At 73.5% G+C, this 23,148-nt stretch carries 13 protein-coding genes and 1 rRNA gene; 3 read left to right on the top strand and 11 right to left on the bottom strand.

All coding sequences use genetic code 11. The features are described 5' to 3' along the window. Nucleotides 1-34 precede the first annotated feature (34 nt). Nucleotides 35-4,711: an ATP-dependent helicase gene (locus IE98_RS0124970; RefSeq protein ID WP_030272548.1), complete on the top strand. Its 4,677-nt coding sequence runs from the start codon at nt 35-37 to the stop codon at nt 4,709-4,711. Nucleotides 4,712-4,836: 125 nt separating this feature from the next. Here IE98_RS0124970 and IE98_RS0124965 read toward each other — a convergent pair whose 3' ends face one another. The 9 genes from IE98_RS0124965 to IE98_RS0124925 all read right to left on the bottom strand — a co-directional run bounded on the left by IE98_RS0124965 (nt 4,837) and on the right by IE98_RS0124925 (nt 17,924). After that, nucleotides 4,837-5,154 (bottom strand): hypothetical protein, encoded by a 318-nt coding sequence (locus tag IE98_RS0124965; protein WP_159401044.1) that lies wholly within the window; start codon nt 5,152-5,154, stop codon nt 4,837-4,839. A gap of 47 nt (nt 5,155-5,201) precedes the next feature. Beyond that, nucleotides 5,202-5,573 (bottom strand): helix-turn-helix domain-containing protein, encoded by a 372-nt coding sequence (locus tag IE98_RS0124960; RefSeq protein WP_030272544.1) that lies wholly within the window; start codon nt 5,571-5,573, stop codon nt 5,202-5,204. 272 nt (nt 5,574-5,845) lie between these two features. Further along, a complete protein-coding gene (locus tag IE98_RS0124955; RefSeq protein WP_078661276.1) occupies nt 5,846-6,403 on the bottom strand; it encodes a CinA family protein in 558 nt (185 codons plus the stop codon). Next, entirely contained in the window at nt 6,400-7,056 is a 657-nt protein-coding gene (pgsA, locus tag IE98_RS0124950; RefSeq protein WP_030272541.1) for a CDP-diacylglycerol--glycerol-3-phosphate 3-phosphatidyltransferase, read from the bottom strand. The genes IE98_RS0124955 and pgsA overlap by 4 nt, the downstream gene beginning before the upstream one ends. Continuing rightward, on the bottom strand, nt 7,053-8,513 hold the full coding sequence (rimO, locus tag IE98_RS0124945) for a 30S ribosomal protein S12 methylthiotransferase RimO (RefSeq protein WP_030272539.1): 1,461 nt from the start codon (nt 8,511-8,513) through the stop codon (nt 7,053-7,055). The genes pgsA and rimO overlap by 4 nt, the downstream gene beginning before the upstream one ends. Nucleotides 8,514-8,586: 73 nt before the next feature. Further along, nucleotides 8,587-9,465, bottom strand: a complete 879-nt coding sequence (locus IE98_RS0124940; RefSeq protein WP_030272537.1) for a helix-turn-helix domain-containing protein — start codon at nt 9,463-9,465, stop codon at nt 8,587-8,589. A 229-nt stretch (nt 9,466-9,694) separates the two neighbouring features. Continuing rightward, a complete protein-coding gene (locus IE98_RS0124935) occupies nt 9,695-12,355 on the bottom strand; it encodes an FtsK/SpoIIIE family DNA translocase (RefSeq protein WP_030272536.1) in 2,661 nt (886 codons plus the stop codon). 134 nt (nt 12,356-12,489) lie between these two features. Further along, the gene (locus IE98_RS0124930) at nt 12,490-13,125 is read right to left on the bottom strand and encodes a response regulator (protein ID WP_030272534.1); all 636 of its coding nucleotides are present in this window, start codon (nt 13,123-13,125) and stop codon (nt 12,490-12,492) included. 236 nt (nt 13,126-13,361) lie between these two features. Next, on the bottom strand, nt 13,362-17,924 hold the full coding sequence (locus IE98_RS0124925) for a HAMP domain-containing protein (protein WP_078661289.1): 4,563 nt from the start codon (nt 17,922-17,924) through the stop codon (nt 13,362-13,364). A gap of 525 nt (nt 17,925-18,449) precedes the next feature. Here IE98_RS0124925 and IE98_RS0124920 point away from each other — a divergent pair. Continuing rightward, nucleotides 18,450-21,011: a SpoIIE family protein phosphatase gene (locus IE98_RS0124920; protein ID WP_030272530.1), complete on the top strand. Its 2,562-nt coding sequence runs from the start codon at nt 18,450-18,452 to the stop codon at nt 21,009-21,011. 394 nt (nt 21,012-21,405) lie between these two features. After that, the gene (locus IE98_RS0124910) at nt 21,406-21,969 is read left to right on the top strand and encodes an acetate uptake transporter (RefSeq protein ID WP_030272528.1); all 564 of its coding nucleotides are present in this window, start codon (nt 21,406-21,408) and stop codon (nt 21,967-21,969) included. 163 nt (nt 21,970-22,132) lie between these two features. Here IE98_RS0124910 and IE98_RS43020 read toward each other — a convergent pair whose 3' ends face one another. Together IE98_RS43020 and rrf are read right to left on the bottom strand one after the other, a co-directional pair. Beyond that, nucleotides 22,133-22,990, bottom strand: coding sequence for a phosphatase PAP2 family protein (locus tag IE98_RS43020; protein ID WP_078661275.1), 858 nt, complete (start codon nt 22,988-22,990; stop codon nt 22,133-22,135). Between the two features lie 62 nt (nt 22,991-23,052). Beyond that, a 5S ribosomal RNA gene (gene rrf, locus IE98_RS44995) occupies nt 23,053-23,148 on the bottom strand; the annotation flags it as partial.

Below are 23,148 nucleotides of genomic sequence, written 5' to 3'. Positions count from 1 at the left end.
CGGTGGACCCGCCCTGTCAGTGGGACCGGGCACCATGGGGGGCATGGCCCAGCACAGCCCCGCGGACGCCCTCGCCGGATTCGCCCCGGCGACCAGGGCCTGGTTCACCGGCGCCTTCACCGCGCCCACCGCCGCCCAGGCCGAGGCCTGGACCGCGATCGGCCGGGGGACGGACGTCCTGGTCGTCGCCCCCACCGGCTCCGGCAAGACCCTGGCGGCCTTCCTCTCCGCGCTGGACCGGCTCGCCGCCACCCCGCCGCCGGCCGACCCCAAGCGCCGCTGCCGGGTGCTCTACATCTCGCCGCTGAAGGCCCTCGCGGTGGACGTCGAGCGCAACCTCCGCGCCCCGCTCACCGGCCTGCGCCAGGCCTCCGTCCGGCTCGGCCTGCCCGAGCCCGAGATCGAGGTCGGCATCCGCTCCGGCGACACCCCCGCCGCCGACCGCCGCCGGTTCGCCTCCCACCCCCCGGACATCCTGATCACCACCCCCGAGTCGCTCTTCCTGCTGCTCACCTCGGCCGCCCGGGACGCGCTGCGCGGCATCGACACGGTGATCCTCGACGAGGTGCACGCCGTCGCCGGCACCAAACGCGGCGCCCACCTCGCGCTCAGCCTGGAGCGGCTGGACGCGCTGCTGGACGCACCCGCCCGGCGGATCGGCCTGTCCGCCACCGTCCGGCCCGTCGAGGAGGTCGCCCGCTTCCTCAGCCCGCAACGCGGCGCCGTCGTCGTCCAGCCGCCCGCCGCCAAGGAGTTCGACCTGTCGGTGGTCGTCCCGGTCGCCGACCTCGACGAACTGCCCTCCGCCGCCGGCGACGACAACGACCCCGCACGGCAGACCTCGATCTGGCCGCACGTCGAGGAGCGCATCGTCGACCTCGTCCAGGCCCACCGCTCGACCATCGTCTTCGCCAACTCCCGCCGCCTCGCCGAGCGCCTCTGCAACCGGCTGAACGAGATCGCCCACGAGCGCGCCACCGGCGAACCGCTGCCCGAGGCGCACGCCCCCGCCCAGCTGATGGGCGGTTCGGGGGCCGCCGGCGGCGCCCCGCCGCTGATCGCCCGCGCCCACCACGGCTCGGTCTCCAAGGAGCAGCGCGCCCAGGTCGAGGAGGACCTCAAGGCCGGCCGGCTGCCCGCCGTGGTCGCCACCTCCAGCCTGGAACTCGGCATCGACATGGGCGCCGTCGAGCTGGTCGTCCAGGTCGAGTCCCCGCCCTCGGTCGCCTCCGGCCTGCAGCGCGTCGGCCGGGCCGGCCACCAGGTCGGCGCGGTCTCCACCGGCGTCGTCTTCCCTAAGTACCGCGGCGACCTGGTGCAGTCCGCCGTCGTCACCGAGCGGATGCGCGCCGGCCGGATCGAGGCGCTGCGGATGCCCCGCAACCCGCTGGACGTCCTCGCCCAGCAGCTGGTCGCCGTCACCGCCCTGGACACCTGGGACGTCGACGAGCTGCTCGCCCTCGTCCGCCGGGCCGCCCCGTTCGCCTCCCTGCCGCAGTCCGCGTTCGACGGCGTCCTCGACATGCTCGCCGGCCGGTACCCGTCCGACGCCTTCGCCGAACTGCGCCCCCGCCTGGTGTGGGACCGCGTCGCCGGCACCGTCGCCGGCCGGCCCGGCGCCCAGCGGCTCGCCGTCACCTCCGGCGGCACCATCCCCGACCGCGGCCTGTTCGGCGTCTTCATCGCCGGCACGACTGGCGCCGATTCGAAGACGGGGAAGAAGGGCGGCGGCCGGGTCGGCGAACTCGACGAGGAGATGGTCTACGAGTCCCGGGTCGGCGACGTCTTCACCCTGGGCACCACCTCCTGGCGGATCGAGGACATCACCCACGACAAGGTCCTCGTCACCCCCGCCCCCGGCGTGCCCGGGCGGCTGCCCTTCTGGAAGGGCGACACCCTCGGCCGACCGCTCGAACTCGGCCGCGCCGTCGGCGCCTTCGTCCGCGAGCTCGGCGCGCTCCCGCCCGAGCGGGCCACCGAGCGGCTGAAGGCCGCCGGCCTCGACGACTGGGCCGCCGGCAACCTGCTCACCTACCTCGCCGAGCAGCGCGCCGCCTGCGGCCACCTGCCGGACGACCGCACCATCGTCGTCGAGCGCTTCCGCGACGAGCTCGGCGACTGGCGGATCGTCGTCCACTCCCCCTTCGGCGCCCAGGTGCACGCCCCCTGGGCGCTCGCCCTCGGCGCCCGGCTGCGCGAGAAGCACGGCCTCGACCCGCAGGTCATGCACGCCGACGACGGCATCGTGCTGCGACTCCCCGACGCCGACCTGCTGGACTTCCCCTCCCCCGACGCGCCGCCCGCCGACGAGGCCCCGGTCGGCGCGGACGCCGCGCTCTTCGACAGCGCCGAGATCGAACAGCTCGTCACCGACCAGGTCGGCGGCTCCGCGCTGTTCGCCTCCCGGTTCCGCGAGTGCGCCGGCCGGGCCCTGCTGCTGCCCCGCCGCAGCCCCGGCCGCCGCACCCCGCTCTGGCAGCAGCGCCAGCGCGCCTCCCAACTGCTGGAGGTCGCCGCCGAGTACGGCTCCTTCCCGATCGTGCTGGAGGCCGTCCGCGAGTGCCTGCAGGACGTCTTCGACGTGCCCGGCCTGGTCGAGCTCATGGGCGACCTGGAGTCCCGCGCCGTCCGCCTGGTCGAGGTCACCACCCCCGAGCCCTCCCCCTTCGCCCGCTCGCTGCTCTTCGGCTACGTCGCCCAGTTCCTCTACGAGGGCGACTCCCCGCTCGCCGAGCGCCGCGCCGCCGCGCTCGCCCTCGACTCCCGGCTGCTGTCCGAACTGCTCGGCCAGGCCGAGCTGCGCGAACTCCTCGACCCGGAGGTCCTCGCCCAGCTGGAGGCCGAACTCCGGCGACTCACCCCGGAACGGCGGATCAAGGACGCCGAGGGCGTCGCCGACGCGCTGCGGCTGCTCGGCCCGCTCTCCGAGGCGGAACTCACCGTCCGCGGCGCCGAACCGCTCTGGGCGCCGGAGCTGGAGTCCGCCCGCCGGGCCATCCAGGTCCGGGTCGGCGGAGAGCTGCGCTGGGCCGCGATCGAGGACGCCGGCCGGCTCCGCGACGCCCTCGGCACCCCCCTGCCGGTCGGCGTCCCCGAGGCCTTCACCGAGCCGGTCAAGGACCCGCTCGGCGACCTGCTCGCCCGCTACGCCCGCACCCACGGCCCGTTCACCGCCCCCGAGGCCGCCGCCCGCTTCGGCCTCGGCTCCGCGGTCGTCACCGGCACCCTGCACCGGCTCACCGCCGCCGGCCGCCTCGTCCAGGGCGAGTTCCGGCCGGTCGAGGGCCACACCGCCACCGTCGAGTGGTGCGACGCCGAGGTGCTGCGCCGACTGCGCCGCCGCTCGCTCGCCGCCCTCCGCCAGGAGGTCGAGCCGGTGCCGCCCCGCTCGCTGGCCGCCTTCCTCCCGCAGTGGCAGCACCTCGCCGGGCACAGGCTGCGCGGACTCGACGGCCTCTACCGGGTGGTCGAGCAGCTCCAGGGCACCGCCCTGCCCGCCTCCGCCCTGGAGAAGCTGATCCTCCCGGCCCGGCTGAACGACTACGCCCCCGAGATGCTCAACGAGCTGATGGTCTCCGGCGAGGTCGGCTGGGCCGGCGCCGGGGCCCTGCCCGGCAAGGACGGCTGGATCAGCCTCCACCTCGCCGAGAACGCCCACCTGCTGCGCCCCGAGCCGGTGCCGCCCGCGCTCACCCCCGTCCACACCGAGCTGCTGGAGGCCCTCTCCGGCGGGTACGGCCTGCTCTTCCGCCAGCTCGCCGACCGGCAGCCGGACACCGCCGAGACGGCCCTCGCCGACGCCCTCTGGGACCTGGTCTGGGCCGGGTACGTCACCAACGACTCGCTGGCCCCGCTGCGCGCCCTGCTCGGCTCCGGCCGGACGGCCGGATCGACGGCCCACCGGGCACCGCGCGCCACCCCGCGCGGCCGCTTCGGCGGCGCCGGCCGGGCCTACGGCGCCCGCCGCCCCGGGCCGCCCACCACGGCCGGCCGCTGGTCACTGCTGCCGGAGCCCGCCGCCGAGGCGACCGCCCTGGCCGCGGCCCGCGCCCAGAGCCTGCTCGACCGGCACGGCGTCCTCACCCGGGGCACCGTCGCCGCCGAACGCGTCCCGGGCGGCTTCGCCGGCGTCTACCGGGTGCTCGCCGCCTTCGAGGAGCGCGGCCGGGCCCGCCGCGGGTACTTCGTCGAGGGGCTGGGCGGCGCCCAGTTCGCCATGGACGGCGCCGCGGACCGGCTGCGCTCGGTCAGCGGACGGCTGGAGCGGGCCGGCGCCCAGGGCTGGACGGCCGGCGGCCCGGGCGCCGCCGACCAGCCCGAGGCCCTGGTGCTGGCCGCCGCCGACCCGGCCAACGCCTACGGCGCCGCCCTGGACTGGCCGGAGCCGCCGGGTGCCTCCCCGGCCAAGGGCTCCGCCCACCGGCCCGGCCGCAAGGCGGGTGCGATGGTCGTCCTGGTCGACGGCGAGCTGGTGCTGTACGTGGAGCGCGGCGGCAAGTCGCTGCTGTCCTGGGCGGACGGCGAAGTGCTGGCGACGGCCGCGCAGGCCCTGGGGCGGGCGGCCCGCGAGGGGGCGCTCGGCAGCGTCACGGTGGAGCGCGCCAACGGCGAGGCCGCCCTCACCTCTCCGCTCGGCCCCGTCCTGGAGACCGCCGGCTTCCACCCCACCCCCCGCGGCTACCGCCTGCGGCCCCAGGACCGCGGCCGATAGTCGCGGAGGCACGCTCCTGAGCCGCCCGGGCGAACCGCCCAGAGGCGGGCGGGGCACCTCCCGGCCCGTCGGGGCCGGGGAGACGGCCCGGCGTCGTACGCCCGGCACGATCCGCGCGCGGGGGCCTAGGCCGCCGGGCCGAGTCCGTCGCGGTCCGGCAGGTCCGGCAGGTTCCGCGGGTCCGGGTCCGGGTCCGGCGGGACGGCCCGGGGTCGCCGGGCCGGGCCGGTCAGCCGGCGGTCGGTGTGCACGGGCAGCAGCCCGAGCCCCCAGCCGCCGGCCGCGAGTATGCCGAGCGCCGGGCCGTCCCCGGCCGCGCCCGGACCGAACAGCCACCATCCGGCGGCCGCACACAGCAGGGCGGCCGGGCCGACCCACCTGAGGTGGGCCCGCCCGGCCGCCCTGACGAGCACCTGGGCTCGTGCCGTACCGACTCTGCGCACCGGGGCCTCCTTCACTCGCTCCCCTGGTCGGGGAGGGCGAGGTCCGGTCAGGCCGCGACCACGTCCATGGCTGCTGCCTTGGGCACGGTCGTGCCGGCCCGATCGACACCGGGGGCCGGCAGCGGAACCGGTTCGAGGACCGGCCTCAGCAGATCACCCTCCGAGAGGGTGGCCATCGCCGCAAGTTCGGCGAGGGACAGCTCGTCGCTGACCTCGCGCATGACCTCGGACATCCGGACGTCGAGCGCGTCGCAGATGGCGGAGAGCAGCTCGGAGGAAGCCTCCTTCTGCCCCCGCTCCACCTCGGAGAGGTAGCCGAGCGAAACCCTGGCGGCCGCCGACACCTCGCGGAGTGTGCGGCCCTGGCGCTGGCGCTGCCGACGCAGCACATCGCCCAACAGGCGACGGAGCAGGATCATCGGTGCCTCCCTCCTCGGACTGCGGATCGAGATGTCACGACCCCACCGTACCGCCTCGTCCGCATCGCGTGCGGGGACCGTGGTCGTGTTCACTCTGGGCTGCAAGGCTGTCCCCTCCCGTTCCGTACCCCGCCCGGGCGTCCGCTGTGCGTCGTCCGGGCCCGTGGCGTCGCCACGCGGTGACTCGGCTTGGCTCTGTTCTGCCCGCCCGGGGCCTGTGCTGTAACACGATCCTCCAGCTCGGGCGGCCGATTCGGAGATTTCGGGAAAGCTCAGCGCGACGGACCGTCACTCGCTAGGCGCTCCAGCAGCAGCTCCAGTGCGGCTGCCACCGTCGTGCGACGGATGATTGCACGTTGCCCCGACAACACCCGGGAGTCGGCCCGTGTTCCCGACGGACCGGCGAAACCGATGTGCACGGTGCCGACCGGCACGCCGTCCTGCGGCTCCGGTCCGGCCACCCCCGTGGTGGCGAGCCCGTAGGTGGCACCGAGCAGCGCCCGTACGCCCTCGGCCATCTGGCGGGCCACCACCGGATGGACGGGGCCGTGGACGGCCAACAACCCTTCGTCCACGCCCAGCACGGACGCCTTGAGGTCGGTCGCGTACGCAGTGACGGAGCCCCGGAAGGTCGCGGAGGCGCCCGGGACGTCGACCAGAGCCGCCGCCAGCAGACCCCCGGTCAGCGACTCGGCGACGGCGACGGTGGCGCTCCGCCCGCGGAGCGCGGCGTGCACCCGCTCCGCGAGACCGTCACCGGCGCCGCCGTCCCGCGCGGCCTCCTGCTCGGCGGTGCCGTCCTGCTCGGCGCCGCCGTCCGGGGTGCTCATCGGCCGGCGGCCTTCTCCGCGGCGCGCTGCTCGGCCAGGCCCTCGCGGCGCAGCCGGACCGCCTGGCCGACGTAGTCGAGGCCGGTGGCGACGGTGAGCAGCACGGCGGCGCCCATGACGACGGCGCGGGCGGTGGCCAGCGGACCGGTCAGCACCAGCACGTACATGCCGACCGCGATGCCCTGGGTGAGCGTCTTCAGCTTGCCGCCGCGGCTGGCCGGGATGACGGCGTACCGGATGACCCAGAACCGCATCAGGGTGATGCCGAGTTCGCGGGCCAGGATGACCGCGGTGATCCACCAGGGCAGGTCGCCGAGGATCGACAGGCCGATCAGGGCGGCGCCCATGATCGCCTTGTCGGCGATCGGGTCGGCGATCTTGCCGAAGTCGGTGATCAGGCCCTTGCGGCGGGCGAGCTCGCCGTCGAAGACGTCCGTGATCATGGCGATGGCGAACGAGGCCCAGGCGACCGAGCGCCACTTGGGGTCGTGGCCGCCGTCCGCGAAGAGCAGCAGCACGAAGACCGGCACCAGCAGCAGGCGGATCATCGTCAGGACGTTGGCGATGTTCCACAGGCCCGGCTGCTGCGGCGACGGCGCGGCCCCGGGGCGGCCGGGCGGGGCCGCGGTCGGGGCGCCGGGCCCCTTGGTCACGCGTCCGCTCCTGGCGCGGCGTCGCCGACGACCTCGGCGACGAGGTCGACGCCCTCGGTGGCGACCACCACGGCCCGGTAGAACCGGCCGACCTCGGCGTCGTCCGCGCCGAGCAGGGTGGTGAGACCGTCGGTCTCCGGGGCCTGGTGGGCTGCGCGGCCCTCGACGGTGCCGTCCTCGACGGACTCGACGAGGACCAGCACCTCGGTGCCGATCCGCTCCTCGGCGCGCTGGGCGGTGAGCTCCTCGGCCAGCCGGGAGAGCCGGGCGAGGCGGTCGGCGACGACGTCCTCGGGCAGCTTGCCGTCGAGCGTCGCGGCCTCGGTGCCGTCCTCGTCGGAGTAGCCGAAGACGCCGATCGCGTCGAGGCGGGCGCCGGAGACGAAGCGCTCCAGCTCGGCGAAGTCCGCCTCGGTCTCGCCGGGGAAGCCGACGATGAAGTTGGAGCGGGCGCCGGCCTGCGGGGCCTTGGCCCGGATGCCGTCCAGCAGCTCCAGGAACTGGTCGGTCGAGCCGAAGCGGCGCATCCGGCGGAGCACGGCGGGCGCGGAGTGCTGGAAGGAGAGGTCGAAGTAGGGCACGACCTTGTCGATCGAGGTCATCGCGTCGATCAGGCCGGGCCGCATCTCGGCGGGCTGCAGGTAGCTGACCCGGACGCGCTCGATCCCGTCGATGTCGGCGATCTCGGCGAGCAGGGTCTCCAGCAGTCGGATGTCGCCGAGGTCCTTGCCGTACGAGGTGTTGTTCTCGCTGACCAGGACGACCTCGCGGACGCCCTGCTCGGCCAGCCAGCGGGCCTCGTTCAGCACGTCGGAGGGGCGGCGGGAGATGAACGAGCCGCGGAAGGCCGGGATGGCGCAGAAGGAGCAGCGGCGGTCGCAGCCGGAGGCCAGCTTGATCGAGGCGACCGGGCTGTCGTCGAGCCGCTTGCGCAGGGTGCGGGGGCCGGAGGCCGGGGCGACGCCGTCGGGGAGGTCCTCGGGGGCGCCGTGGCCGGGCAGGGCGACCTCGGCGGCGGCGGCCTGCCGCTCGACGGGGGTGAGGGGCAGCAGCTTGCGGCGGTCGCGCGGGGTGTGGGCCTCGACGTGGCCGCCGGAGAGGATGGTCTGCAGCCGGGTGGAGATGTCGGAGTAGTCGTCGAAGCCGAGCACGCCGTCCGCCTCGGGCAGCGCGTCGGCGAGCTCCTTGCCGTAGCGCTCGGCCATGCAGCCGACCGCGACGACGGCCTGGGTGCGGCCGTGACCCTTGAGGTCGTTGGCCTCCAGCAGGGCGTCGACGGAGTCCTTCTTGGCGGCTTCGACGAACCCGCAGGTGTTGACGACGGCGACGTCGGCGTCGGCTGCGTCGTCGACCAGCTGCCAGCCGTCCGCCTCCAGTCGCCCGGCGAGTTCCTCGGAGTCCACCTCGTTGCGGGCGCATCCGAGCGTGACAAGGGCGACAGTACGGCGTTCAGGCATGACGCCAAGATTAACGCGCGGCCCCCGGTGCCGTTCGCCCCGGAGGCCCTGCGCGCCGATCGAGCACCCCGACTCAGCCTGCCTGCGGGTCTCCCGGGGTGTACGTGACGTGCACCACCTGGCCGTCGGCACCGGCCGGACCGAGGTCCTTGCCGTTGACGTACACGTGCACGGCGCCGGCGTTGCCGAGCACCAGACTGATCTGCTTGGGGTCGGTGAAGGTCTGGTCCTGGCCGGTCTCCAGGTTGTTGGAGAACAGGGCCTTGCCCTTGCCGTCCTTGGCGGAGACCCAGCTGGTGGCCTTCTCCGCGACGAGCTTCACGGTGACCTTGTCGGCCGGGGCCGCGGCGATCGGGGCGAGGCTCGGCGCGGGGGCCGGGGGCTGGGCGGAGGGGCTGGCGGGGGCGGAGCCGGCGGCGCTGGCCAGCGGGGAGCTGGCGGCGCCGGTCGCGGGGGTGTTGGAGTGGCCGCCGAACAGGTTGAAGCCGATCAGGCCGACCACCGCGAGGATGGCGACCACCATCGGGGTGGTCCAGTTCGGCCGGCGGTGGTCGTTGACCTTGATCGGGGCGGTGTCGAGGAGCTGGGTCGGGCGGCGGTCGGCGGGCGCGCCGCCGTGCGCCGCGTCGTAGCGGGCCACCAGCTCCTCGCCGTCGACGCCGACGGCGCGGGCCAGGGCGCGGATGTGGCCGCGGGCGTAGAAGTCGCCGCCGCAGCGGGAGAAGTCGTCCTGCTCGATGGCGTGGACGATGGGGACGCGGACGCGGGTGCTCGTACTCACCTGATCGACGGTCAGGGCGGCGTCGATGCGGGCGGTGGTGAGCACACGACCGATGCTCGGGAGGTCAGCGGCAGGCTGGTCGGCCGCCGGCGCCGGCTGCCCCGGTTCGTTCCGGGACGTGCGGGCGGAGGGCCGGCTGCTGCCACGGTCGGGGGACTTGCCGATGGTCACTGGACGCGCCTTTCGAGCGTTGGCCACCTGCTGAGAAAACAGTCTAGGGGCGGGGGTGGAACGAATCTCAAGCGGAATAGGCCCGAACGTGGGCGGCTTGCCGGTCGCGTCTGACGGCAGGTCAGCGCAGGCCGGACGCACAATTCGTCCCCGCCCCGATAGGGACGCGCCGACTGCTCGGCGCGGTTCCCCCTACTTATCACATTCCTCCGAACGAGTGAGAGGCGGCTCATCCACGGAGTGTCAGCAGGACACCGTCCAGTTCGTCCGGCTTCACCAGGACGTCGCGGGCCTTGGAGCCCTCGCTGGGGCCGACGATGCCCCGGGACTCCATCAGGTCCATCAGTCGGCCGGCCTTGGCGAAGCCGACCCGCAGCTTGCGCTGGAGCATCGAGGTCGAGCCGAACTGGGTGGAGACGACGAGCTCCGCGGCCTGGATCAGCAGGTCGAGGTCGTCGCCGATCTCCTCGTCGATCTCCTTCTTGGGGCCGCCGCCGACCGTGACGTCGTCCCGGTAGACGGCGCCCAGCTGGTCCTTGCAGTGCTGGACGATCTTGGCGATCTCCGCCTCGGTGACGAAGGCGCCCTGCATGCGGACGGGCTTGGAGGCGCCCATCGGCAGGAAGAGCGCGTCGCCCTTGCCGATCAGCTTCTCCGCACCGGGCTGGTCGAGGATGACCCGGGAGTCGGCCATCGCCGAGGTGGCGAAGGCGAGCCGGGACGGCACGTTGGCCTTGATCAGGCCGGTCACCACGTCCACCGAGGGCCGCTGGGTGGCGAGCACCAGGTGGATGCCGGCCGCGCGGGCCAGCTGGGTGATGCGCACGACCGAGTCCTCGACGTCCCGCGGCGCGACCATCATGAGGTCCGCCAGCTCGTCGACGATGACCAGCAGGTACGGATAGGGCGTCAGCTCGCGCTCGCTGCCGAGCGGCGGCTTGACGCTGCCGGCGCGCACCGCGGCGTTGAAGTCGTCGACGTGCCGGAAGCCGAAGGCCGCCAGGTCGTCGTAGCGCATGTCCATCTCGCGCACCACCCACTGGAGGGCCTCGGCGGCCTTCTTCGGGTTGGTGATGATCGGCGTGATCAGGTGCGGGATCCCCTCGTACGCGGTCAGTTCGACGCGCTTGGGGTCGACCAGCACCATCCGCACCTCGTCCGGGGTGGAGCGGACGAGGACGGAGGTGATCAGGCAGTTGATGCACGAGGACTTGCCCGCACCGGTGGCACCGGCGACCAGGACGTGCGGCATCTTGGCGAGGTTGGCCATGACGGTGTGGCCCTCGACGTCCTTGCCCATGCCGACGACCATCGGGTGGTCGTCCTCGGCGGCGGCGCGCGAGCGCAGCAGGTCGCCGAGGTTGACCATCTCGCGGTCCCGGTTCGGGATCTCCACGCCGACCGCGGACTTGCCGGGGATCGGCGAGATGATCCGCACGTCCGGGCTGGCGACGGCGTAGGCGATGTTCTTGGCCAGTGCGGTGATCCGCTCGACCTTCACGGCGGGGCCGAGCTCGACCTCGTAGCGGGTGACCGTCGGGCCGCGGGTGAAGCCGGTGACCCGGGCGTCCACCTTGAACTCCGCGAAGACGCCGGTGAGCTGGGCGACGACCTCGTCGTTGAGCCGGGAGCGGGCCTTCGCCGGGGCGCCCTGCTCCAGCAGGTCCAGCGGCGGCAGGGAGTAGGCGATGTCCCCGGCGAGGGTGAGCTGCTCCATCCGCACCGGCGCCGGGCCGTGGCCCTCGGGCGCGCCCTCGGAGCGGGCGGCGGGCACCGCGGGCTCCTCCGGCGGGGCGGTGTTGTCCTTGACCTGGTGGATCATGCTGGCGACGGCGGGCGAACCCGGGACGCCGTACAGCAGGGCGCCGTCCAGGTCCGCGGCGACGCCGGCCGCGAGGTCGCGGGTCTCGTACGGGTCCTTGACGAACATGTCGGGGACGGCCGAGGCGAGTTCCGGGTCGTCGACCTGCTTGCGGCGGCGGCGCCTGCGCGGGGCGGCGCCCTCGTCGTCGATGGTGAACGGCAGCGCGTCGGGGTCGGCGTCCTCGGGCGGCTCGGTGGAGTGCCCGCGGGAGGCGCCGGTGACCGCGGAGCCGTCGCCGGCGGGGGCACCGGCGAGGGCCGGCTCGACCACGCCGAGCCGTTCACCGAGGCCGCGCAGCCGCTCGGGGATCTTGTTGACCGGGGTGGCGGTGACCACGAGCAGGCCGAAGAAGGCGAGCAGGATCAGCAGCGGCACGGCGAGCGGCGGTCCGGCGGCGGCCATCATCGGGGTGGAGGCGGCCCAGCCGACGATGCCGCCGGCCGCCCGTATCCGGGACGCCCCGCTGGACATGACGGGCGCTCCGCAGCCGATGTGGACCAGGCCGAGGATGCCGACGACCAGTGCGGTCAGGCCGATCACGATCCGGCCGTTGGCCTCCGGCACCTCCGGGTGCCGCATCAGCCGCACCGAGACGCCGCCGAGCAGGAAGGGCACCAGCACGTCGAGCCGGCCGAACAGGCCGGAGACGACGTTGGTGGCGGCCTCACCGAGCCAGCCCTGCGGGCTGAACCAGGTGCCGGCGGCGGTGACCAGGGCCAGGGCGAGCAGCAGCAGGGCCACGCCGTCCTTGCGGTGCGCCGGGTCGAGGTTGCGGGCGCCGTGGCCGAAGCCGCGGAAGAGCGCGCCGACGGAGTGCGCGAGGCCGAGCCAGACGGCCCGGACGGCACGGAAGAGTATCGGGCGGGGCGGCGGCGGGGCGGGCACCGCGGCCTTCTTGGCGGGCGCCTTCTTCGCGGCGGCCTTGCGCGGTGTTGCGGGCGTGGCGGCGGCCTTCTTGGCCGGCGCCTTCTTGGCCGGCCCGGGCTTCGGGTTGCGTGCCTGGCTTCCGGGCGTACGTGTGGCCATGGCACAGCAGCCTACCGGCGGCCGGCACGCCTGCACATGTGACCGAGCGCGAGCAGGGCGGCGTGTCGCGGACGTCCGGTCGGGGCCCCGGCCTCACCCGACCGGGTGGACGCGGGAAGGCGCCCGGCGGGCCGTCAGGACGAGCCGGGGCGGAGGGCGTCGAGGGCGCGGCGCAGGCCGGCGAGTTTGCGCTCCAGGTGGGCGGCGCCCGCGGCCGCGGCCGTCTCCGAGGAGCCGTCCAGCTGCTTGGTGAGGGCCTCCGCCTGCTCCTCGACCGTCGCCAGCCGGGCGGAGAGCTCGCCGAGCAGGGCACCGCCGATGGCCGGGGCCTCGCCCGCCTCCAGCTGCAGGCGCAGCAGGGCGGCCTGCTCCTTGAGCTGGCAGTTCTTCATGTAGAGGTCGACGAAGACGGAGACCTTCGCGCGCAGCACCCACGGGTCGAAGGGCTTGGAGATGTAGTCCACCGCACCGGCGGCGTAGCCGCGGAAGGTGTGGTGCGGCCCGTGGTTGATCGCGGTCAGGAAGATGATCGGGATGTCACGGGTGCGCTCGCGGCGCTTGATGTGGGCCGCCGTCTCGAAGCCGTCCATGCCGGGCATCTGGACGTCGAGCAGGATCACGGCGAAGTCTTCCGTGAGCAGCGCCTTGAGCGCCTCCTCACCGGACGAGGCCCGGACCAGGGTCTGGTCCAGCGCGGAGAGGATGGCCTCCAGCGCCAGCAGGTTCTCCGGCCGGTCGTCGACCAGGAGGATCTTCGCCTTCTGCACCAGGACCCGCCCTCCTGCCGGTTGCCTGCCCAGGGTCGGCACGCCCGTGCCGCCCACTACTGACCCGGTCATGCTAGCCGTACCCCCTCGCCCACCACATCGCTCCCGGCAACTCCGGCCGCCGGGACTGCCGATCCGGGACACCCAGTCACGGTTCGGTCACCGTTCGCAACGATTGCGGCACACTACCCGGTTCCCGGTCGGACCCGCCAGTGCGGACCGACCGGTGGACCTGGCGGCTACCCGACCGCCAGCCACTGGCGCATGACCGCCAGCAGGTGGTCGGTCTCGACGGGCTTGGTGACGTGGTCGTTCGCGCCCGCCTCCAGGCTCTTCTCGCGGTCCCCCTTCATCGCCTTGGCCGTCAGCGCGATGATCGGCAGCCCGGCGAACTGCGGCATCCGCCGGATCGCCTCGGTGGTCGCATAGCCGTCCATCTCCGGCATCATGATGTCCATCAGCACCAGGGCGACGTCCTCGTGCTGCTCCAGCACCTCGATGCCCTCGCGGCCGTTCTCCGCGTAGAGCACGGCCAGCCCGTACTCCTCCAGCACGCTGGTGAGGGCGAAGACGTTGCGGATGTCGTCGTCGACGATCAGCACCCGCTGGCCCTCGAAGCGGCCCTGGAACTGGCCGGCGGCGCCGGACCGGTCGGCGGGCCGTTCGGGCTGGCGGGGGAACTGCTCCCGTTCGGCGACCACCGGCTCGGCGGAGGCGCGGCCCTCCAGGGCCCGGCGCGGGGTGCGGCCCTCGACCGCGCGGCGCCGCTCGGCGGCGCCCCTGCGGCGTTCCTCGGCCAGCTCGCGCACCTCCTGGGCCCAGTGCTCCGCCGGGTTCTCGCCGACCGGCACCGGTGTCCCGACCGGGGTGACGCCGACCGCGGCGCGCACCGTCTGGCCGGCCCCCGGGCGGTCCTGCGGGGCGGTGTCCGTCGCGTCGGCGCGCAGCGGCAGGTAGAGGGTGAACGTCGAGCCGCGGCCGAGCTCGCTCTCGGCGTGGATCTCGCCGCCGAGCAGACGGGCGATCTCCCGGCTGATCGACAGGCCGAGGCCGGTGCCCCCGTACTTGCGGCTGGTGCCGCCGTCGGCCTGCCGGAACGGCTCGAAGATCTCGCGCAGCTTGTTCCCGGGGATGCCGATGCCGGTGTCGGAGACGGAGAAGGCGATCAGTTCCTCGTCCGGGTCGCCGATCGCGTCGGCCTCCAGCAGCTGCTCGCGGACGTGCTGCGGGACGTCGCCGTTGGTGACCGGGCGGATCAGCAGGTCGACGGCGCCGCTGTCGGTGAACTTCACCGCGTTGGAGAGCAGGTTGCGCAGCACCTGCTGGAGGCGCTGCTCGTCGGTGTGCAGGGTGACCGGCAGGTCGTCGGTGACCCGGACGGCGAAGTCCAGGCTCTTGTCCTCGGCGAGCGGCCGGAACGCCGCCTCGACGTAGTCGACCAGCTGCACCAGGGCGATCCGGGCCGGGCGGACGTCCATCTTGCCCGCCTCGACCTTGGACAGGTCGAGGATGTCGTTGATCAGCTGCAGGAGGTCGGAACCCGCACCGTGGATCGTTTCGGCGAACTCGACCTGCTTGGACGACAGGTTGCCCTCGTTGTTGTCCGAGAGCAGCTTGGCGAGGATCAGCAGCGAGTTCAGCGGGGTGCGCAGCTCGTGCGACATGTTGGCGAGGAACTCGCTCTTGTAGCGGGAGGCGAGGGCGAGCTGCTCGGCGCGCTCCTCCAGGATCTGCCGGGCCTCCTCGATCTCGCTGTTCTTGATCTCGATGTCGCGGTTCTGCTGGGCGAGCTGCTCGGCCTTCTCCTGCAGCTCCTCGTTGGTGCGCTCCAGCTCCTCCTGGCGGGCCTCCAACTCGGCGGACCGCATGGAGAGTTCGGCGGTGAGCCGCTGCGACTCCAGGAGCAGGCCCTCGGTCTTGGTGTTGACGCTGATGGTGTTGACGGTGACGCCGATCAGGTCGGCGATCTGGTTCAGGAAGTCCAGCGCGACGGCGGTGAAGGCGCTGAACGAGGCCAGCTCGATCACGCCGAGCAGCCGGCCCTCGAAGAGCACCGGCAGCACCACCACGTGCGCCGGGGAGGCCTCGCCCAGCCCGGAGGCGATCTTCAGGTAGCCGGGCGGGGTGTGGCTGATCACGATCGAACGGCGCTCCACCGCGACCTGGCCGACCAGGCCCTCGCCCGGCCGGAACGTCGTCGGCATGGTGCGCCGCTGGTAGCCGTAGCTGCCGATCAGGCGCAGCACCGTGTCGTTCTCGTCGTCGTCCTCGGTGACCAGTTCGGCCGTCCGCCCGGACGGCTGGGCGAGGAAGAAGGCGCCGTGCTGGGCCGAGACCACGGGGGTGAGCTCGGTCATGATGAGCGAGGCGACGGCCTCCAGGTCGCGGCGGCCCTGCAGCAGACCGGACATCCGGGCCAGGTTGGTCTTCAGCCAGTCCTGGTCCTTGTTGGTGCGGGTGGTCTCGCGCAGGTTGGCGATCATCTGGTTGATGTTGTCCTTGAGCTCGTCGAGCTCGCCGGACGCGTCCACGTCGATCCGCGGGGACAGGTCGCCGCGGGTCACCGCGGTGGCGACCTGGGCGATCGCGCGGACCTGCCGGGTCAGGTTGTTCGCCAGCTCGTTCACCGACTCGGTGAGGTCCTGCCAGCGGCCGGCCACGCCGGGCACCCGGGCCTGGCCGCCGAGCCGGCCGTCGGTGCCCACCTCGCGGGCGACGCGGGTGACCTCGTCGGCGAAGGAGGACAGCTGGTCGACCATGGTGTTGATGCTGGTCTTGAGCTCCAGGATCTCGCCGCGCACGTCGACGTCGATCTTCTGCGACAGGTCGCCGCGGGCCACCGCCGTGATGACCAGGGCGATGTTGCGCACCTGGCCGGTGAGGTTGTTGGCCATCAGGTTGACGTTGTCGGTGAGGTCCTTCCAGATGCCGCCGACGCCCGGCACCGAGGCCTGGCCGCCCAGGGTGCCGTCGGTGCCCACCTCGCGGGCCACCCGGGTCACCTCGACGGCGAACGCCGACAGCTGGTCGACCATCGTGTTCATGGTGCTGGCGAGCGCCTTGACCTCGCCCTGCGCCTCGATGGTGATCTTCTTCGACAGGTCGCCGCGGGCCACCGCGGAGGCGACCTCGGCGATGTTGCGCACCTGACTGGTCAGGTTGGACGCCATGAAGTTGACGTTGTCGGTGAGGTCCCGCCAGATGCCGGAGACCCCGCGCACCCGGGCCTGGCCGCCGAGGATGCCCTCGGTGCCCACCTCGCGGGAGACCCGGGTCACCTCGTCCGCGAACGCCGACAGCTGGTCGACCATCGTGTTGACGGTCGTCACCAGCTCGCGGATCTCGCCCTTGGCGTCGACGGTGATCTTCTTGGAGACGTCGCCGCGGGCCACCGCCGTGGTCACCTCGGCGATGTTGCGCACCTGGCTGGTCAGGTTGTTGGCCATCAGGTTGACGCTGTTGGTGAGGTCCTTCCAGGTGCCGGACACCCCCGGCACGCTCGCCTGGCCGCCGAGGATGCCCTCGGTACCGACGTCCCGGGCGACGCGGGTGACCTCGTCGGCGAACGCGCCGAGCTGGTCGACCATCGTGTTGATGGTGTTCTTCAGCTCCAGGATCTCGCCGCGCGCGTCCACCTGGATCTTCTGCGACAGGTCGCCCTTCGCGACCGCCGTCGTCACCTGGGCGATGTTGCGCACCTGGCTGGTCAGGTTGTTCGCCATCGAGTTGACGTTCTCGGTGAGGTCCTTCCACACGCCGGCCACGCCCGGCACCTGCGCCTGACCGCCGAGGATGCCCTCGGTACCGACCGCGCGGGCCACCCTCGTCACCTGTTCCGCGAACCCGGACAGCTGGTCGACCATCGTGTTGATGGTGTTCTTCAGCTCCAGGATCTCGCCGCGCGCGTCCACCTCGATCTTGCGCGACAGGTCGCCCTTCGCGACCGCCGTCGTCACCTCGGCGATGTTGCGCACCTGCGCCGTCAGGTTCGCCGCCATGAAGTTCACCGAGTCGGTGAGGTCGCGCCACACGCCGGCCACGCCCGGCACCTGCGCCTGACCGCCCAGCCGCCCCTCGGTGCCCACGTCGCGGGCCACCGTCGTCACCTGCGCGGCGAACGAGTTCAGCTGGTCCACCATCGTGTTGACGGTGTTCTTCAGCTCCAGCATCTCGCCGGCCACGTCCACCGTGACCTTCCGCGACAGGTCGCCCTTCGCGACCGCCGTCGTCACCTCGGCGATGTTGCGCACCTGCGCCGTCAGCCGCCCCGCCATGGTGTTGACCGAGTCCGCGAGGTCCTTCCAGCTGCCCGAGACGCTGCGCACCCGGGCCTGGCCGCCCAGCTTGCCGTCGGTGCCCACCTCGATCGCGACCCGGGTCACCTCGTCGGTGAACTCCGACAGCTGGTCCACCAGCCCGTTGACGGTACGGCCCACCTTCAGGAACTCGCCGCGCAGCGGGTAGCTCGCCCCGCTGGTGTGCACCGAGCGCAGCTCCATCCGCTGGTCCAGGTCGCCCTCCGCGATGGAGGTCAGCACCCGGCCCACCTCGGCCATCGGCCGGGCCAGGTCGTCGATCAGCGCGTTGCAGTTGTCGATGGCGGCCATCCAGGCGCCCTCGCCGACACCCGCCTCCAGCCGCTCCGAGAGCCGGCCCTCCCGGCCGACCGCCCGCCGCACCCGCGCCAGCTCGCCCGTGAGGTGCTGGTTTCGCTCGGCGACCTCGTTGAACACCGCGGCGATCTCCGCCAGCGGACCGTCCCCGGGGAAGGTCAGCCGCCGCCGGAAGTTGCCGTCCCGCATCGCGGTCAGCGCAGCCAGCAGCTTGCGCAGGTCGGCCGGCTCGGCGCCCCTCGCGTGCCCGGACCGCCGCCCGGGCACCCCGCGGGCCCGGTGGCCGGCGCGGTCCGCGTCCCCGGTCGTGGCGATGGCGTCCTTGGTGGCCGAACTCAACGGGACCCTCCCACATCGTGACTGTCCGGTACCGTTCCAGTACCGCTCGGGCGGCCCGGCAGCCCTCAGCAGCGCCGGTACCCCTCCCGACCGTACGTCGCCGGTCCATGTCCTGCGGACCCCCCAGTCTGTCAGCACCTGCGCCCGGTGTCCGTCCGCTTGCACAGGGTTCACCGCACGCGCACCGAATCCGTGGGCAGAATCACCCCCAGGGATCTGTTTCGGCGCCCGGCCCACGCGGGGAACGAAGCGGAAAGTAGGGTGGAACGCTGCACCGGGCCCCGTGGCGGACCCTCCCGGTGGCCGCACAGCCGGAACAGACCGGAACAGACCGGACCTGAGCAGACCGGACCAGAGCAGAGGAGCCGTGGGCACGTGGTCACCGCGCGCGCAGCCGCCACCTTCGAACCGGCCGGCCGCTCGGCCGCCGCCGCACGCGGCTTCGTCCGCGACGCACTGCTCGGCTGGGGCCTGCCCGAGGTCGTCGACGACGCCGTCGTCCTCGTCAGCGAACTCGTCACCAACGCCGTCGTCCACGCCGGCACCGCCGCCGAGGTCGGCTGCGTCCGCGAAGAGGCCACCGTCCGCATCGAGGTCACCGACCACCACCCCGAGCGCGGCCTGCCGGCCTTCGCCAACGTGCCCACCGCCTCCGACCGCTACGCCGACCCGGACGGCGAGGGCGGCCGCGGCCTGCTCATGTGCTCCGCCCTCTCCTCCTGCTGGGGCGTCGAGTACGCCGCCGGACGCAAGACCGTCTGGTTCCGGCTCGCCCTGCCCGAGCACGTCCACGGCACCCGCTACGCCGTGCCGAGCCTGCCCGGCGGCGAACTCCCCGACACCGACGGGCCGGTGCGCGTCGCCGTCGTCCAGCTCGACGACGAGGGCGTCGTCCGCGGCTGGAACCCGGACGCCGAGGCGCTCTTCCGCCAGGGCGCCGACCAGGCCCTCGGCCGCCCCTGGGCCGACCTCGCCGCCTGGCCGCAGTCCCCCGGCCTCGGACTCGGCCTCGCCGAGACCCTCCGGCTCGCCCGCTGGGAGGGCAGCTTCGGCGTCCGCGCCGGCGACGGCCGGACCGTCGAGGTCTACGGCGTCCAGGTCCGCCTCCGCGACGCCGCGGGCGTCCCCTCCACGCTCTGCCTGCTCGTCCGGGACGGCGACCGCGCCGTGCTGCGCAGCCCCGGCACCGCCGCCGAGGTCCCCGCCGCGATCGAACCCCTCGACCTGCTCGTCGGCCCCCTCTCCGCCGGTGACCTGGGCGACCTCGACGGACTCCTCCAGCGGATCGTCGACCGCGCCCGCGACCTGCTCGACGCCGACGCCGCCTACCTGCTGCTCACCACCGACGACGAGACCGAGTTCGAGGTCCGCGCCGCCACCGGCCTGCCCGGCTCCGGCCGCCGCTACGCCCGCCTGCCGATCGACGGCGGCGCCGGCCGCTACGACTCAGCCCGGCTCCCCGCCGTCCACGAGGACCTCTCCGTCCGCCCCTCCGCCGCACCCCTGCTCAACGGCAGCGGCCTGCGCTCCCTCATCACCGTCCCGCTCAAGGTCGAGGGCCGCCTCACCGGCTCGCTCGGCGTCGCCGCCGGCGCCCCCGCCCGCTACGACAACGAGGACGCGCTGCGCCTGCAGTTCGCCGCCGACCGGATCGCCCTCGCCCTGGAGAGCGCCCGCCTCACCGAGCTCGAACAGCTGCGCCGCGGCTCGCTCTCCTTCCTCGTCGAGGCCTCCGACCTGCTCGCCGGCACCCTCGAACACGAGCAGACCCTCGCCCTGATGGCACAGATGGCCGTCCCCAAGCTCGCCGCCTGGTGCGCCGTCTACACCACCGGCGAGCAGAACGGCGGCGCCGACCTCGCCTTCCTGCTGCACGAGGACGAGGACCGGATCGACCCGCTGCGCGACGTCCTCGACAAGACCACCTCCCCGGAGGCCGTCCCCGCCGCCGGCGCCCGCTTCTGGAAGGCCCCGGCCGAGACCGCCCGCAGCCTCGGCCTCAGCGACAGCCCCGCCCTCGCCGGCCTGCTCGGCGAGACCGTCGTCCTGCCGCTCGCCGCCCGCAACCGGGTCATCGGCCTGCTCGTCCTCGGCGTCGGCAGCGGCGTCCGCTTCCGCCAGGAGATCCTCGAACTCGCCGAGGACCTCTCCCGCCGCGCCGCGCTCGCCCTGGACAACTCCCGCCTGTACTCGGAGCGCAACGCCACCAGCCAGGCCTTCCAGCGCGCCCTGCTGCCGCCCGAGCTGCCGAAGATCCCCGGCGTCGAGGTCGAGGTCTTCTACCAGGCCGCCGGCGAGGGCAACGAGGTCGGCGGCGACTTCTACGACATCTTCCCGATCCGCGAGGGCACCTACGGCTTCGCCATCGGCGACGTCTGCGGCACCGGCCCGGAGGCCGCCTCCGTCACCGGCCTCGCCCGGAACTCGCTGCGCCTGCTCGCCCGCGAGGGCCTGGACGCGCCGCAGGTCCTCGCCCGGCTCAACTCCGCCATCCTCGACGAGGGCACCCGCAGCCGCTTCCTCACCCTGCTCTACGGGGAGTTGACGCCCCGGCCGGACGGTTCCACCGCCCTCTCCCTGGTGTGCGCCGGCCACCCGCTGCCGCTGCGGCTGCGCACCGACGGCCAGGTCGACCAGGCCGCCTCGCCGCAGCCGCTGCTCGGTGTCATGGACGAACTCGACCTTACCGCCGAGGAGTTGGTACTCGCCCCGGGCGAGGTGCTGCTCTGCGTCACGGACGGCGTCACCGAACGCCGCGAGGGCCGGCGGATGCTCGGCGACGACGGTCTCGCCGAAGTCCTCACCGGCTGCACAGGGTTGACCGCCGGCGCGGTGGCCGCCCGGGTCCAGCGCGCCGTCGAACGGTTCGCCCCCGAGCCGCCCTCCGACGACATGGCGATCCTCACCCTGCGGGTGCCCGAGCAGCGGCACGCCTGACCGCCGCGGCCAACCTCCCAGCAGCACCGGCGCGTTCAATCCCGTTCACCGGGTGGTCGGACCGCGGCACCACACAGCTGACGACTGCACAAATTGTGTGATTCACAAGGGTACAAGGCGCCAGGACCGGGTACACATCCATCACCGGGGGATCACCCCGGAGGGGCACCGACCGACGGCCGCGCCGCCGGTCCTCACCAGCCGGAGAACCGCCCGCACGTCCACGTCCGTGCGCCCGCGGCCCGGCATCGCGCAGCACCTCACGCACCTTCCGTGCACCGCACCGCACCTCCTCGTGCACCTCCGTGCACCGTCACGCACCGCGCTCCCCCATGCCGCGGTGCGCCCCCACAGAACACGCCGCCATCCCGGCACGCAGTGAAAGGAGCCTCCGGTGAGCAATGTCGCTACCGGGGCGGACGCCCGACCCGCAGGAGCCGACGCGGGTCCTCTCGGATACCTGGCCCTCGGACTGACCCTTCTGGCATACGGCCTGCTCTCCACCGGCGCCCTCAGCGGTGCCGGCGTCAAGGACGCCGTCTCGCTCACCCACCTGGTCGGCGGCATCGCGCTGTTCGTCGCGGGCCTGTGGCAGCTGCACGTCGGTGAGGGCTTCACCGGCACCGCGTTCACCGGCCTCGGCGCCTTCTGGGCGACCTGGTCGACCGCGGAGGGCGCCGGCAAGAACGCCGCGGGGCTCTTCCTGCTGCTCTGGGCGCTGCTGGCGCTCACCCTCACCCTCGCCGGCTGGAACAGCGGCGGCTGGCTGGGACGCGCCGTCTACGGCCTGCTCACGGTCTCCCTGCTGCTGGGCGCGGTCGCCGCGTTCGGCGACAGCTCCGGCCTCGGCAAGCTCGCCGGCTGGGTCGCCGCCGTCTCCGGCCTCGCGTCCTGGTACTGGGCGACCGCGTCGCTGACCAACAGCGGCTGGGGCCGAGCGGCACTGCCGCTCAAGTAACCCCCCCCGGAACGGGTGGGCCGGACCTCTCCCCCACGGGGCCCGGCCCACCGTCGCGTCCGGCGCCGTTCCCGCGGTCACTTCAGAACCGCGATCCCGGTATTGCCGTGACCCCCGCATCGCCGCAGTACCGCAGTCCCCGCAGCCCCGTCCGTTCCGCGTCTCAGCGGACGGCGGGGCTGTGCTCCTTCGCCTCACGGCGGCCGTCCTCCGGCCGGACCTGCACCACGCCCGGCACGCCCGTCTGGCCCCGCCAGCCCGCCGTTGCGTGCTGCACCAGGTAGACCACCAGCAGCAGGGCCACCGCCACCGCCCCGTCCGCCCAGAAGTGGTTCGCGGTCACCACGACCACCACCACGGTCAGGACCGGGTGCACCACCACCAGCCAGCGCCAGCGGCTCCGCCCGACCACGATCACGGCCACCGCGACGATGACGCACCAGGCCACGTGCACCGAGGGCATCGCGGACAACTGGTCCGGCACCACACCGGCCACCGCGCCGCCGTACACCGACTGCCCGTACTGCACGGCCAGGTCGACGAAGCCGTTGCCCGGCAGCATGCGCGGCGGCGCGACCGGAATGAACTGGATCAGCAGGCAGGCGGCCGTGGTCGCCACGACCGTCGTCCGCACCCAGGCGTAGTTCTCCCGGTGCTTCAGGAACAGCCACAGCAGCAGGACGAGCATCACCCCGAAGTGCATGGTGGCGTAGTAGTAGTTCGCCCCCTGGACGAGCCACGGGTGCGGCATCACCGCCCGCTGCCAGGCCACCTCGTCCGGCAGGCCGAAGGCCAGCTCCGTGCGGTGGATCCACTCCGCCCGGTCCAGCGCGTGGTCCGTGCTCATCACCGAGAGATGACCCACCACCTGCCACAGCGTGAACAGCGCGAGGAGCGTACCGGCCTCTCTCAGCAGGGCGGCCGGCGTCGCACGACGGGCCCGCCCGGCGGCGAAGGCCGAGGCGTACAGCGCCGCGGATGCGCCGGCCGAGGCCTGCCAGGTGAGCGTCAGGTTCTGCATTGGCGAAGGTTAACGCAGAGAAGCCCCCTCCCGAAGGGGAGGGGGCTTCTCTTTCAATGATTGTTCGGCGGCGTCCTACTCTCCCACAGGGTCCCCCCTGCAGTACCATCGGCGCTACGAGGCTTAGCTTCCGGGTTCGGAATGTAACCGGGCGTTTC

It is taken from the genome of Streptomyces sp. NRRL B-24484, from assembly GCF_000717715.1.
GTDB lineage: Bacteria > Actinomycetota > Actinomycetes > Streptomycetales > Streptomycetaceae > Kitasatospora.
Note: the sequence above shows the minus strand (reverse complement) of the source record. Positions and strands in the feature narration are given on the sequence as shown.

Excerpts from the sequence above, each read along its gene's own strand:
- IE98_RS0124970 (WP_030272548.1), top strand. The coding sequence starts at position 35 with ATGGGGGGCATGGCCCAGCACAGCCCCGCGGACGCCCTCGCCGGATTC.
- IE98_RS0124960 (WP_030272544.1), bottom strand. The coding sequence starts at position 5,573 with ATGATCCTGCTCCGTCGCCTGTTGGGCGATGTGCTGCGTCGGCAGCGC.
- IE98_RS0124955 (WP_078661276.1), bottom strand. The coding sequence starts at position 6,403 with ATGAGCACCCCGGACGGCGGCGCCGAGCAGGACGGCACCGCCGAGCAG.
- rimO (WP_030272539.1), bottom strand. The coding sequence starts at position 8,513 with ATGCCTGAACGCCGTACTGTCGCCCTTGTCACGCTCGGATGCGCCCGC.
- IE98_RS0124935 (WP_030272536.1), bottom strand. The coding sequence starts at position 12,355 with ATGGCCACACGTACGCCCGGAAGCCAGGCACGCAACCCGAAGCCCGGG.
- IE98_RS0124925 (WP_078661289.1), bottom strand. The coding sequence starts at position 17,924 with ATGCGGGACGGCAACTTCCGGCGGCGGCTGACCTTCCCCGGGGACGGT.
- IE98_RS43020 (WP_078661275.1), bottom strand. The coding sequence starts at position 22,990 with ATGCAGAACCTGACGCTCACCTGGCAGGCCTCGGCCGGCGCATCCGCG.